This window comes from Baekduia sp. Peel2402 (assembly GCF_052567285.1).
In genome coordinates, this window is sequence record NZ_CP199582.1 from 3,855,738 (window position 1) to 3,868,890 (window position 13,153).

Annotated in this window: 10 protein-coding genes; 6 read left to right on the forward strand and 4 right to left on the reverse strand. The window is 71.5% G+C overall.

The genetic code is table 11. The features are described from left to right. The first annotated feature begins 33 nt into the window (after positions 1 to 33). The 3 genes from ACT01A_RS18835 to ACT01A_RS18845 are packed head-to-tail and all read left to right on the forward strand — an operon-like array spanning position 34 to position 2,658. Positions 34 to 912, forward strand: coding sequence for an RDD family protein (locus ACT01A_RS18835; RefSeq protein ID WP_445148633.1), 879 nt, complete (start codon positions 34 to 36; stop codon positions 910 to 912). A 28-nt stretch (positions 913 to 940) separates the two neighbouring features. Continuing rightward, on the forward strand, positions 941 to 1,930 hold the full coding sequence (locus ACT01A_RS18840; protein ID WP_445148634.1) for a glycerophosphodiester phosphodiesterase family protein: 990 nt from the start codon (positions 941 to 943) through the stop codon (positions 1,928 to 1,930). Positions 1,931 to 1,974: 44 nt separating this feature from the next. After that, complete coding sequence (locus ACT01A_RS18845; protein WP_445148635.1) at positions 1,975 to 2,658, forward strand: ArsR/SmtB family transcription factor; 684 nt, start codon at positions 1,975 to 1,977, stop codon at positions 2,656 to 2,658. Here the strand turns inward: ACT01A_RS18845 and clpP are convergent. Then, positions 2,655 to 3,236, reverse strand: a complete 582-nt coding sequence (clpP, locus tag ACT01A_RS18850; protein WP_445148636.1) for an ATP-dependent Clp endopeptidase proteolytic subunit ClpP — start codon at positions 3,234 to 3,236, stop codon at positions 2,655 to 2,657. The genes ACT01A_RS18845 and clpP overlap by 4 nt on opposite strands. Before the next feature lie 298 nt (positions 3,237 to 3,534). On the opposite strand from clpP, the gene ACT01A_RS18855 reads away from it, so the two are divergent. Beyond that, on the forward strand, positions 3,535 to 7,434 hold the full coding sequence (locus ACT01A_RS18855; protein ID WP_445148637.1) for an ATP-binding protein: 3,900 nt from the start codon (positions 3,535 to 3,537) through the stop codon (positions 7,432 to 7,434). A 10-nt stretch (positions 7,435 to 7,444) separates the two neighbouring features. Here the strand turns inward: ACT01A_RS18855 and ACT01A_RS18860 are convergent, their stop codons facing one another. Next, positions 7,445 to 8,032 carry a TetR/AcrR family transcriptional regulator gene (locus tag ACT01A_RS18860; RefSeq protein ID WP_445148638.1) on the reverse strand — a complete coding sequence of 196 codons (588 nt, stop codon included), beginning with the start codon at positions 8,030 to 8,032 and terminating at the stop codon, positions 7,445 to 7,447. Positions 8,033 to 8,112: 80 nt separating this feature from the next. On the opposite strand from ACT01A_RS18860, the gene ACT01A_RS18865 reads away from it, so the two are divergent. Beyond that, on the forward strand, positions 8,113 to 9,519 hold the full coding sequence (locus ACT01A_RS18865) for an MFS transporter (RefSeq protein ID WP_445148639.1): 1,407 nt from the start codon (positions 8,113 to 8,115) through the stop codon (positions 9,517 to 9,519). Here ACT01A_RS18865 and ACT01A_RS18870 read toward each other — a convergent pair. Further along, complete coding sequence (locus tag ACT01A_RS18870) at positions 9,467 to 10,447, reverse strand: hypothetical protein (RefSeq protein WP_445148640.1); 981 nt, start codon at positions 10,445 to 10,447, stop codon at positions 9,467 to 9,469. The genes ACT01A_RS18865 and ACT01A_RS18870 overlap by 53 nt on opposite strands. Continuing rightward, the gene (locus tag ACT01A_RS18875; RefSeq protein WP_445148641.1) at positions 10,447 to 12,552 is read right to left on the reverse strand and encodes an FAD-dependent oxidoreductase; all 2,106 of its coding nucleotides are present in this window, start codon (positions 12,550 to 12,552) and stop codon (positions 10,447 to 10,449) included. Before ACT01A_RS18875 ends, ACT01A_RS18870 begins: the two co-directional genes overlap by 1 nt. A gap of 132 nt (positions 12,553 to 12,684) precedes the next feature. On the opposite strand from ACT01A_RS18875, the gene ACT01A_RS18880 reads away from it, so the two are divergent. Then, positions 12,685 to 13,140 carry a universal stress protein gene (locus ACT01A_RS18880; protein ID WP_445148642.1) on the forward strand — a complete coding sequence of 152 codons (456 nt, stop codon included), beginning with the start codon at positions 12,685 to 12,687 and terminating at the stop codon, positions 13,138 to 13,140. Positions 13,141 to 13,153 lie beyond the last annotated feature (13 nt).

Consider the following 13,153-nt stretch of genomic DNA (forward strand, 5'->3'; position numbering starts at 1 on the left):
CAAGGGGAGCGCTGACGCGCCGATGAACCGAGCGTGTCCGTGCCACCTCCAGGATGGGTCGAGCAGGCCCCGTCGGCGTTCGTCAGGACCGACGTCGCCCCCACGAGCAACATGCGCACCGAGAACCGGCGGCTGCTCGACAGCCGCCGCGTCGTCGCGCGCCTCGTCGACTGGGTCATGGTCTTCCTCACCGCGAAGATCATCAGCCGCGGCTGGGGCGACGAGCTCGGCGAATTCGCGCTCTTTCAGTGCCTGCTGCTGATCTACAACCACCTGTTCGAGGTGACGACGGGCGCGACGCTCGGCAAGCGCCTGGTGGGGCTGCGCGTCGCGAACCTCGCTGACGGCGGCCTGCCGACGCCGCGCCAGGCGGCCACCCGCGGCGTCATCGGGATCTTCGAGATCGGCCTGATCGCGGCAATCTCGATCATGATCAACAAGCAGCGCCGCCGGCTGGGCGACTACGCCGCGGGCACCGCGGTGGTCGACTCGCGCAAGCACCCGATCCCGGCGCGACCGCTGTTCGCGGGCGCGATCGTCTATCCGGTCGTCTGGCTGGTTCCGACGCTGATCGTCTGCTCGATGGCCGCCAAGGGCACGCTGCCCGGCTCTTACCGCTCGCAGGTCAACGACATCTGCACGCAGGCGCACGCCGCGCTGGCGCCGATGGCGTCCACCTACGGCGCCGAGGGCATGTACGAGCTGCTGAGCCGGCGCGACGGGATGATCGCGACGCTCCACGTGCCTGGCGCGTGGCTGGATCGCCACAGCCAGCTGCTGCTGGCGCTGCGACGGCAGACCCAGGTGGTCGCCGACGAGGCGTCCAAGCCGCCGCGGTCCCAGGACCGCAAGGCGATCGCCGCGGTCGTCTCTGCGCCGCCGGTCGGCCTGCCCGGCTACGAGTCCTGCTGATCCCGATCCTGTGACAGACTGCGACGAGATGTCCCATCGCGTCGCTGTCCCGATCGCCGTGATGTTGTCGCTCTTGGTGCCCGCGGGCGCCGCGTGGGCGGCAACCAACCCCTGGATCGAGTCCAAGCCCTTGAACATCGCCCACCAGGGCGGTGAGGACGAGTTCCCCTCCAACACGATGTACGCCTTCAAGAAGTCGCTGGAGGCGGGCGCCGACATGCTGGAGCTCGACGTAGGAGTCACGGAGGACGACCAGGTCGTCGTCATGCACGACACGACGCTGAACCGGGTCTCCAACGGCACGGGCACGATCGCGTCGCACTCGCTCAAGCAGATCCAGAAGCTCGACGGCGCCTACTGGTTCCACGCGGCCGACGACGCCTACAAGCACGGGCTGAAGGCCAAGGCCTACAGCTTCCGCGGCGTGGCGACGGGCAAGAAGAAGGCGCCTAAGGGCTACAAGGCCAGCGACTTCCGGGTGACCACGCTGAAGGCCGTGCTCAAGGCGTTCCCGAAGACCCCGATCAACATCGAGATCAAGGGCCGCACGAAGGCCGAGGCGGTCGCGGAGTACATCAAGAACGCCGAGGTGCTCGCCGCGTTGTTGAAGTCCTCGCCTCGTCGCGACCTGATCGTCGTGTCGTTCAAGCAGGAGGCGGTCAACCGCTTCCACGAGCTGGCGCCCGCGATCCCGGTCGCGCCCGGCATCGGCGGCACCGCCGACTGGCTGCTGGGCGGCAAGACGCCGGGCGAGGGCGTCGTCGCCTTCCAGCTCCCGATCACCTACGAGCTCAACGGCCAGACGCTCAACATCACGACCGCCGACAACGTCGCTCACGCGCACCGCGACGGCTACGCCTGGCACACCTGGCTAAGCGACGACGGCGAGTCACCCGCGACCTGGACTAAGCTCGTCGACTGGTGCGTGGACGGCGTGATGACCGCCCGCCCGGTGGCGTTCGAGAAGACGCTGAAGGCCCACGCGCGGCCGGCAGCGTGCGCGGCGCAGGCGGGCTGACGCTTCGGCCCTGACCGAAGCGTCGCGGGCGTAGCCTGCGGTGCATGGACGTCGACCTCGCCGGGACCGCCGCGCTGATCGCCGACCCGTCGCGCGCCGCGATGCTCGGCGCGCTGCTGTCGGGTGGCCGGCACAGCGCGCGCGAGCTGGCGGTCGCGGCCGGGGTCGCGCCGTCGACGGCGACCGAGCACCTCGATCGCCTCGAGCGCGGCGGCCTGGTCGTCTGCGAGCGCGTCGGGCGTCGGCGCGAGGTCCGGCTGGCCGGCCCGGACGTGGGCCGGGCGCTTGAGGCGCTGGCTGCGATCGCGCCCGACCGCAAGCCCACGACGCTGCGCGCGTGGCACCACGGCGAGGCCCTGCGCGCGGCGCGCTCCTGTTACGACCACCTCGCCGGGCAGGCCGGCGTCGCGCTGGCCGACGCCCTCGTGGCGGCCAACGTCCTGATGCTGGGCGATGGCGGCTTCGCGATCACGCCGGACGGGACGCAGCGGCTGCGCGCGTTCGGCCTCGACGTCGAGGCGATCCTCGGCGCCAAACGCTCCACGGCGCGCGCCTGCGTCGACTGGTCCGAGCGCCGCCCGCACATCGGCGGTGCGCTCGGCGCGGCGCTGCTCGATCACCTGACCGAGCGTCGCTGGGTCACCCGCCCGGACCCGAAGGGCCGCGTGCTGCGGGTGACCGACGAGGGCCGCGCCGGACTGCGCGAGGCCCTCGGCGCCGACCTCTAGTGGTGCTCGATGACGCGGTCGATCAGGCCGTACTCGACGGCCTCATCGGGCTTGAAGAAGCGGTCACGCTCCATGTCGGTGTGGACCTTCTCGATCGGCTGCCCGGTGTGGTGGGCGTAGATCTCGTCGATCCGGGCGCGCGTCTTGATGATCTCGCGGGCGTGGATCTCGATGTCCGTCGACTGGCCTTCGAAGCCTGACGACGGCTGGTGGATCAGGATCCGCGAGTTCGGCAGCGAGAAGCGCTTGCCCTTCGCGCCGCCCATCAGCAGCAGCGAGCCCATCGACATCGCGATCCCGACGCACATCGTCGACACGTCCGGCTTGATGAAGTTCATCGTGTCGTAGATCGCCAGGCCCGCGTAGATCGACCCGCCGGGCGAGTTGATGTAGATCGAGATGTCCTTGTCGGGATCGGCGGACTCCAAGTGCAGGAGCTGGGCGACGACCAGGTTGGCGACCTGGTCGTCCACCGCCGTGCCGAGGAAGATGATGCGCTCGTTGAGCAGACGCGAGTAGATGTCGTATTCGCGCTCGCCGCGGGCGGTGCGCTCGATCACCATCGGGACCATGGGCATAGGTCACAACCTAGCGGTTGCGGGTCGGCGGCCTGTTACTGGCCCGCCCTCCCGGTTCGTTCACCCGGCTGTCTCAACCGTTCGTCCTAGCTGAACGGCGTTCCACGCGACGTCACGCCTGAGGGGCGTAGGACGACAGAAAGCGGCACCGGAGCGCGCCGGGGATGACGCGCTCCGACGGTTCAAGGACGGACCCCGGGATGGACGCCTCCTCCGGACATTCCGCGCCGTATCACTCTCATGCCCCTCGGCTTCGTCATGATGCGGGCGTCGGACGGCCTGTCACGGAGCCGGGGGCATGGGAGACCCAGCAGACCACCCAGAGCTGCACAACACGATCCAGCTGAGCGCCGCCCTCGCGGGCGGGGCTGAGGCTCGGGCGCGCCAAATGGCGCTGTTGCAGGCCGTCGTCGCCACCTTCGACGCGGTCTCCGACGTGCGCCAGGACGGCGACGCGCTGCGTGTCGTGTTCACTGAGGCGCACGCGGCGGCGCTGTGCGCGATCGAGCTGCAACAGCGGATCGAGGCCGACAACCGCACGGCGACGGTCTCGGGCGTGCTGCGGATCGCCGCCGCGCTGGAGCCCGGGCGCGACGATCGCCTGTGCGCGCTGGCTGGCGCCGGGCAGATCCTCGTCGACGCGCCGCTGTGGGAGCGGTTGCGCGCGCACGCCGACCTGGACCTGGAGAAGCCGCGCCGCCTCGGCGGGCCTGACGCCGCGGCCGAGATCCGCTGGGAGCCGCTGCCCGAGCCGGTCGTGCCGCTGCCGACGCGCCTGGAGGTCGCGCGGCCCGAGCACTACGTCGGCCGCACCGAGGAGCGTCGTCGCCTAGAGCCGCTGGTCGCGCGCGCCGCGCACGGCGGCCGGCAGGTGATCCTGCTCGGCGGCGAGCCCGGCATCGGCAAGTCCCGCCTGGCCCGCGAGTTGGCGGTCGCCGCGCACTCGCGCGGGTCCACGGTCTTGCAGGGCCGCTGCGACGAGGACCTGCGGATGCCCTACCAGCCGTTTGTGGAGGCGCTGTCGCACCTGGTCGACCACGCGGCCGACGCGGTCCTGGCCCGCCACGTCGCCGAGCACGGCGGCGAGCTGTGCCGCATGGTGCCCGCACTGGGCAAGCGCGTGGCCGACGCGCCCGCGCCGCGCGGCGTCGACAACGACACCGAGCGCTACCTGCTGTTCAGCGCGGTGGCAGGGCTGCTGGAGGCCGAGCAGTCCCAGCGGCCGGTCGTCCTGTTCCTCGACGACGTCCAGTGGGCCGACACGCCGACGCTCCTGCTCTTGCGCCACCTGGTGGCGTCCGACCTGCGGCTGCGGCTGACGATCATCGCGACGTTCCGCTCGACCGAGCTCGACGACGACCACCCGCTGGCCAAGCTGCTGGCCGACCTGCACCGCGAGCCCGACGTCACGCGCACCGACCTCACCGGCCTGGACGCGGCGGAGGTCGCCGAGCTGGCGCGCGAGGCGACCGGACACGCGCTGGACTCGGCGAGCATGGACGCCGCGCGCACGCTGCAGCGCCGCACGTCCGGCAACGCGTTCTTCGTCACCGAGATGCTGCGCCACCACGGCGACGACCTCGCCACGGCGCAGATGCCCGGCAGCGTCCGCGACGTCTTGGAGCGGCGGTTGCAGCGCCTGGGCGACGCGGTCCGCGATCCGCTGGCGGCCGCGGCGATCGTCGGTCAGGAGTTCGACCTGGAGCTGGTCGGCGCGATGGTCGACGGCGGACCGGACGCGGTCGCCGATGCGGTCGACGCCGCGTCGGACGCGGCGCTGGTGATCGCCCCGCGCCATCCGGGCGACCGCTACGCCTTCGCGCACGCGCTGATCGTCACGACGCTCTACGAGGCGCTCGGGCCGGCGCGGCGCGCGCGGCTGCATCGCCGCGCGGCCGAAGCGCTGGAGCAGATCTGCGGGACGGAGCCGACGACGAGAGTGGGCGAGCTGGCGCGTCACTGGCTCAACGCCGAGCCGGCGGACCTCCAGCGCGCGCTGCGCTACACGCAGCTGGCCGGCGAGCACGCGGTCGCCCAGCTCGCGCCGGACGACGCGGTGCGCTGGTACCGCCAGGGCCTGGACCTCTTCGACCAGCTCGCGGCCGCCGACGACGTGGTCCGCTTCTCGTTGTTGGTGGGGTTGGGCGACGCGCAGCGCCAGTCGGGCGATCCGGAGTTCCGCACCACCTTGCTGGAGGCCGCGGCGCTGGCGCGGCGGCGCAAGGACGGCCCGGGCCTGATCCGCGCGGTGCTCGCGAACTCCCGCGGGTTCGTATCGGCGTCCGGCGTTGTTGATGACGAACGCCTCCATGCGCTGGAGGACGCCCTGGAGGCGGTCGGAACCGACGACAGCGCCGATCGCGCGCTGCTGCTCGCGACGCTGGCGGCCGAGTTGTCGTTCTCGCCCTCGGATCGTGCCCGGCGGGTAGCGCTGAGCGATGACGCGCTCGCGTTAGCGCGGCGGCTGGACGATCCGGAGGCGCTTTCGCGCGTCCTGTCGTTGCGCTTCGTGACGCTGTGGCTGCCCGAGACGCTGACTGAGCGCCTGGCCAACAGCGATGAGAACGTGGCGGCGGCGCGGCGCACGGGCGATCCGGTCGCGGAGTTCCACGCCGTGCACTGGCGCGCGGCGGCGCTGGTCGAGGCGGGCCGGTTGGCCGACGCGTGGCGCGACGTCGAGCACGAGGCCGCGCTGGCCGAGCGGCTCGGCCAGCCGACGATGCGCTGGCTGGCGACCTACGACCACGCCAACCTGGAGATCATCGGCGGGTCGCTGACCGAGGCCGAGCAGCACGCGCACGAGGCGCTGCAGATCGCGACGCTCTCCGCCCAGCCTGACGCGCTGTCGTTCTTCACCTCGCAGCTGACGAACATCCGCTACGAGCAGGGCCGGCTGGCAGAGCTCCAGCCGCTGATCGCGCAGGTCGTGGCCGACAACCCGGGCATCCCGGCGTTCCGCTCGGTGCTGGCGCTGGCCTGCTGCGAGGGCGATCTGGACGACGAGGCGCGCCGGATCCTCGCCCACGAGGCGTCGACCGGGTTCTCCGAGCTGCCGCCGGACGTCACGTGGCTGCCGGGCCTGGCGATCTACGCGGAGGTCGCCGCGCACCTGCAGGAGCGCGAGGCCGCCGAGCTGTTGTACGGGTTGCTTGAGCCGTGCAGCGGCCAGGTCGTCTACTCCGGGATCTCGGCGTGGGGCTGCGTCGACCACCACCTCGGCGCGACCGCGGCGGTCATCGGGCGCTACGCGGAGGCCGAGGAGCACCTGCGGCGCGCGGCGGACCTCAACACCGAGCTGCGCGCGCCGATCTGGGTGGCGCGGACCGAGCTGGCGACGGCGCGGCTGCTGCTGCTTCGCGACGGCCCGGGCGACCGCGAGCGCGGCCGGGCGCTGCTCGAGCGCTCGGCGTCCGCGGCGCAGCGCTTGGGGAGCGCCACGCTGGCACGGCGCGCCGCCGGACTGCTCGGCTACGAGAAGGCGCTGAGCGCGCTGCCGATTCCGGTGATGCCGAACCCCGGCGCGCGTGCGGCGCGGACGCCGCCGGCCGGCAACGGCGCGCGGGTCGCGGAGGCGCCGCCCGAGCCGTCGGGCGCCCCGAGCGCGACGTTCCGGCTGGAGGGCGAGATCTGGACGGTCACCGGCGCTGAGACCGTGCGCCTGAAGGACCGCAAGGGCTTGCAGTACCTCGCGACGCTGTTGGAGCAGCCCGACGTCGAGATCCACTCGATCGACCTCGTGAGCGGTCCGGTCGACGCGGCTGCGCGCGGGCGCTCCGGTGGTGGCGGTGGCGAGGACGTGTCGGTGGACGTCGGCGGCGGTGACGCGGGCGAGATGCTCGACGCCTCCGCCAAGGCCGCATACCGCGAGCGCGTGACCGAGCTGCGCGAGGAGCTCGATGAGGCCGAGCGCTTCCACGACGTCGAGCGCGCCGCGGGCCTGCGCGAGGAGCTCGAGTTCATCGGCCAGGAGCTGGCCCGCGCGGTCGGGCTGGGCGGCCGCGACCGCAAGGCGGGCAGCGCGGCGGAGCGGGCGCGGGTCAACGTGACGCGCGCCATCCGCGGCGCGGTCCGGGCGATCGCCGAGCACGACGCGCGTCTCGGCCACCACCTGGAGACCAGCGTGCGCACCGGCGTCTTCTGCGCCTACCAGCCGGGTCCGGCCGGGCCGGACACCTGGCGCGTGACCGTCGAGCGCTAGCTCGGCGCGCTCAGCCGAAGTAGCGCTGCAGCGACGGCGCGACGGTCGCGACGACCTCGGCCGGTGGTGCCGACGCCAGCGGCTCGATGCGTAGGACGTATCGCGCCATAACAAGGCCCATGACGAGGCTGGCGGCGGCGGCGGCGCGCAGGTCGACGTCCTCGCCGTCCATCGCCGTTCGCAGCAGCGGCAGGATCTCCGAGGTCACGAAGCCGTGCAGGAGCTGGTCCTGGCTGGTGGCCGAGCGCAGCAGCGCGGCCAGAGGCCCGCCACCGACGACGTCCCAGACGCCGACGAGCGTGGTCAGGAGCTTGGTCGCGATCTCGTCGTGCTCGGCCTCGGCGAGGACGCCGGCGAGCGCCTCGCGGGGGGAGACCGGGAGCTCGAGCGTCGCGGCGAAGAGGTCGCCCTTGGAACCGAAGTGGTAGCTCGGCAGCGCGCCGTCGACACCAGCGCGCTTGGCGACCGCGCGCAGCGTCGTGCCTTCGAAGCCGTGCTCGGCGAACAGCTCGCGGGCCGCAGCCAGGATCTGCTCGCGCGCGCCGCTGTCCCCGGCGCGACGGCCGCGCTTGGAGGGGCGGGGATCGGCCTCATTCATCACCTGTTGAATTTTAGCGCGCGGCGTGTCATCCTCGATTTCAACAGCCATTGAAATCCTCTCGCGGAAGGCCTCTCCCCATGTCTCGCCCGCAGCGCCTGATCCTCCTCTCGATGTGCCTCTCGCTCGCCGCCGTGGTGAGCGCCGTCTCCTCGCTGAACGTCGCGCTCCCCGGCGTCGCTCGTGCGACGGGCGCGACGACGACCCAGCTGCAGTGGATCGTCGACGCCTATGCCTTGGTCTTCGCCGGGCTGCTGATGCCCGCGGGCGCACTCGGCGATCGGCTCGGGCGCCGGCGGGTGCTTGTCGCCGGTCTGATCATCTTCGGTGGTGCGGCGCTCGTCGCCACGACCGTGAGCGACGCGAATGGGTTGATCGCCGTGCGCACGGTGATGGGCGTCGGCGCGGCGCTGATCATGCCGACGACGCTGTCGGTCATCACCGCGACGTTCGGCGAGGGTGAGCGGGACAAGGCGGTCGGCGCGTGGGCGGGCGTCGCGGGCGGGTCGGCGATGCTCGGCGTCCTGGCGTCCGGCGTGTTGTTGGAGTGGTTCGACTGGCCGTCGGTCTTCGCGCTGAACGTCGTGCTCGCGACGGTCGGTTTGTTGATGACCTTGCGCTTCGTGCCCGCCAGCGCGCCGGAGCCGGCTCGGCTGGATGGCGGCGGCGCGGTGCTCTCTGCGCTCGGCCTGGCCGCCGTGGTGTGGGCGTTCATCGAGGGCCCGACGCGCGGGTGGACGTCGGCGACGGTCGCGGGCGGGTTCGTCGGGGGCGTCGTCCTGCTGGGCGCGTTCGTCGCCTACGAGTTGCGCGCCCGTGAGCCGATGCTCGACCCGCGCCTGTTCGCCCAGCGCGGCTTCGCGGCCGGGTCGCTGTCGGTGTTCGTGCAGTTCTTCGCGATGTTCGGGTCGATCTTCGTCGTGCTGCAGTTCCTGCAGTTCGTCATGCGCTACTCGCCGCTGGAGGCGGGCGGCGTGCTGGCGCCCGCGGCCATCGGGATGATCGTCGTGGCTCCGCGCGTGCCGCGGCTGGTGCAGCGCGTCGGGATGCGCTGGGTCGGGCCGACGGGCCTGCTGCTGATCGCCGGCGGGCTGACGATCGCCGCCACGATGAACGCCGGCTCTTCGGTTTGGACGCCGTTGGCCGGCTTCCTGGTCCTCGGCCTCGGGATGGCGCTCGCCGCACCGCCCGCGACCGCCGCGATCGTGTCGTCGCTGCCGGCGGACAAGCAGGGCGTCGCGTCGGCGGTCAACGACACCGCCCGCGAGGTCGGCGGTGCGCTGGGCATCGCGGTACTCGGCTCGGTGCTGGCCGACCACGTCGGCGCGCTGGGGCCGCAGACCGACCCGCAGTCCTTGGTCGACGGCTACCAGGCGGCGCTGCACGTCGGCGCCGCGGTGCTCGTCGCGGGCGCGGCGCTGGTCTTCGCCCGGCTCAGCCGTTCGTCGTCCCAGGTGCGCTCCAGCGCACCTGTCCCGCTTCGATGAGGAAGTTGAAGTGCATGCGCAGCGCGAGCGTGACGCGCTGCTGGGGCACGATCCCGAGCTCGGCCTCGAGCGGATGGCTGTCGAGGTGCTGGAGGACGAGGTCGTAGTCGTGGCGCATCTGGGTCACCTTGATGTCCTTGGTGACCGCTGGCGCCACGACGACCTGCTGGATGTCGGCGCGGCGGCCGTCCTCGGTCGCGCGGATCTGCTTCAAGAACACCTGGTTGACCTTGTGGTCGTGCAGCGCCTTGCCGAACTCATAGGCGAAGTGGAAGCCGAGATCGACCTGCGGCTGGTCGAAGAGCACGTCCTTGATCCACTCGCCGACCGTGTGGATGTCGCCGATCGCCAGCTCGGCCTCGCTCAGCTCGGGGCCGACCGGCGCGAGCTCCATGAGGCGGCGGCGCGCGGGCGCCTCGCCGGACCCGTAGTTCATCCCGAAGACGTCGAGCGTGAAAGAGGCGCTTGAATCCGCAGGTGGCATCTCAGACCAGCCCATGGTCTTGGGGTAGCCGTAGTCCTCCCGGCCGCTGAGCAGCGAGATCGGGTTGTCCAACATCATGGCCGCGCAGAACATCCCGAAGTCCTGGCCGACGAGCTTGCCGTCGTCGTGCTTGACCCGCACGACCGGGATCCAGAACCCCACCTGTGGCTCGCGGACGGAGCCCATCGAGTGCCACGGCTCGAGCGTCGGGGTGATCGCGCCGACGACGCCGAAGGTCACGATCACCTGGTCGCCGAGCGGGCGGTAGTCGACGGCGCCGCCGGTCGGCGTGTTGAACACCTTCTGGCAGAGCGCGTCGAGCTTGGCGTGGTCGGCCTGTAGGCCGAAGACGTACAACGTGGTGTCGTCGCACTGCAACGGGCCGGGCGCCACCGCCAGGCCGCCGTACTCGACGTACTCGGGAAGCTCGTTGTTGGTGCTCATCAGTCTTCTTCCAGCCAGCCTTCGGTTCCGGGGACGACGGCAGGGCTGCCGCTCAGGTGTTGGGCCGCGAGCTTGCCGGACGTGACCGCCGCCTCGACCGAGCCGCCGCAGACCCCGTTGCGGGTCCAGTCGCCGGCGAAGGCCAAGTTGGTGGCCTTGGCCTCCGAGGGGCGGATGCGGTGCTCGACGGAGCCGGGCGGCGTGATCACGTAGCGCTCGCTGCCGAAGATGTTGGCCCGCCAGTACTGGGCGCGACCGCGCTCTTGGCCCTCGCGATCGTCGTAGTCATACAACAATTCCCAGTCGAAGTCCCCGTTCTGGTCGGCGTGCTCGGCGCCGGGCCAGAGCACGCACGCGTGCTCGCGGAGATGTTGGAGGCCTTCGTTGTAGGCGCGCTCGTCGGCGGCCTCTTGGGTGTCGTGCTCGGGCTGGAGCATGGTCCCGCAGAAGTAGCCGATCGAGTGCACGGCGGTGTCTTGCGGCCACCCCTCGCGCGGGAGCAGGTGCGACATGTCGCACAACGTGTCCAGCGGTTTGACGAAGGCGCCGGAGACCATGCCCAGCGGCTTGACGCCGAGCTTCTCCGGATCGCGGTGCATCCAGACCTGGAAGGCCTGGGTGGCGACCGTGCGGCCGTGGTGCAGGGCGCCGGCGAACTTGGGGTCGGTGGCCTTGATCTGCTCCGTGACGGGTGGCAGCGAGGCGAGCGACATGCCGCAGACGACCAGGTCGAAGTCCTCGCCGACGCGCAGCGTGCGGGTGGTGGCGCCGGGGACGGACTCGCAGGCCTCAAAGCGCGTGGCGCGCAGGACGTCGTCGGGGGCGGCGAGCTGCTCGAAGATCGGCTCCGCAGGCCAGGACGGGAGGCCGCCGACGTCGTAGATCAGCGGGTCGTACTCGGTCAGGCCGGAGGCCAGCTCGGCCTGCTGGCGGACGGTGATCGCGTCGACGAGCGTGCCGTCGTCGTTGGTCCCGATCTCGGTGACCTCGGAGAAGAACTCGAACTTCACGCCGCGGGCCTTCAGGGCCTCGTAGATCGGCGCGAAGATCGCGTCGCCCATCCCGGCCTGCATCTTCCACATGATCGAGCCGCGGTAGCCGAGGCACATGCGCAGCATCGCCTGCAGCGCCTTGCCCGCGGCGACGGAGGGGCGGTCGCGGTTACCGTCCTCGTAGGCGAAGCACAGCTGGTAGAAGGCGCGCAGGATCGGCGACTCCTCGATCGTCTCCGGGCGCGCGCCGTGCCGGGCCAGCCAGGCCGTGAACTCCTGGTCGTTGACCTGCGCGAAGCCACCGAGCGAGCGGTCGTCGAGGTGGTCGGAGAGGATCCCGCGGAAGACCGTGGTGGTGAGGTCGAAGGTCATCGCGTAGCGGTCGCCGTCGGTGATCGCCCAGATGACGTCGGTGAGGATCCTCAGGAAGCGGCAGACCAGGGGCTCTTCGGGGCCGTGGCCGTCGGAGTCGCCGAGGTGCAGGATCGGCTTGGCGAACTTCAGGAAGCGCTCCAGGAGCTCGGCCATGTCGGAGTCGTCGTCGGCGCCGAGCAGCTTCTCGAGGCCGGCGAGGAAGGCGTCGAAGAACTTGTCGAGCGCCCGCAGGCGAAGCTCGGTGTGGTCCGGCGGCTCGACGTGGCGGAGCTGGTGGATCGCCTCGCGCAGCATCCGGTGCAGGTCCGGCGGGGTGGTCGGGAGGCCGGGCTCGCCGTCGTTGTCCGGGAAGTGGAAGTGACGCGGGATCCAGCGGCCGGCCTTGTCGGTGTCGTCGAGGAGGACGACCTCGTTGGTCGGGTGAAACGCGTCGCGCCAGGTTCTGAGGGCCGCGCCGGCGGGGCGGTCGAGCTCCCCGTACACGCGGCGCATGACGTCGAAGGCGTTCTCGTAAAAGCCGAACCAGACGTGGAGGCCGTGCTCCTCGATGCGCAGGGCGCTGTTGACGTCGCGGCGGCCCGAGGCGCCCTTGCCGCCGAGGCGCCAGCCGAGCTGGTGCACGGTGACGTCGTAGGTGGCGCGCAGCTCTGGCGTCGCCGTCAGCTCGAAGGCGGCGACGAGGCTTCCAGCGCCGCCTCCCAGGATCGCGACCTTTCGCCGTGCGCTGGTCCCTTCCATAAGGGCCGCGACCGTAGTGGAAGGAACACGGAGGCACAACCGCTGAGCCGTTTAGTGCAGATGTTCGGTGGGCCCGATGAACGCCGTTCCGTCGGAGTGAACGCCTGGACGGTGCACGGAAGAGCGCAAGCAATGCTGGAGACCGCCATCATGACCTCAAACATCGTCGTCCCCGCCGACGGCTCCCCGGCCGCAGAAGCGGCCGCCTGGTACGCCGGCGCGGTCGCCGAGGCGCGTCGTGGGACGGTTCACGTCGTGGCGGCATGGGAGCCGCCCGGCGCACGGGCGCAGGAGCTGGCAAGGACGCTGGGTCGGCGCGCGGAAGTGGACACGGTTCTGGCGGACGTGCAAGGAGCGCTTTCGGCCGCCGGGTTGACGGTGAACGGCCACGTGCGCCGTTGCGGGCTGGTCGCGGCATTGTGCGCGGTCGCCAGCGAGCACGACGCCGAGCTGATCGTGGTGCCCGCGGGATGGACCTCGCTGGCCCGCGAATTGCGCTGGCGCGCAAGCTGTCGCGTCGACATGCTGGTGGTCGATTCGGGACGCCATCCTGGCTTCCGACCGTTCCCCGTCGCCGTAGCACGCTAAAAATGTCTTAACC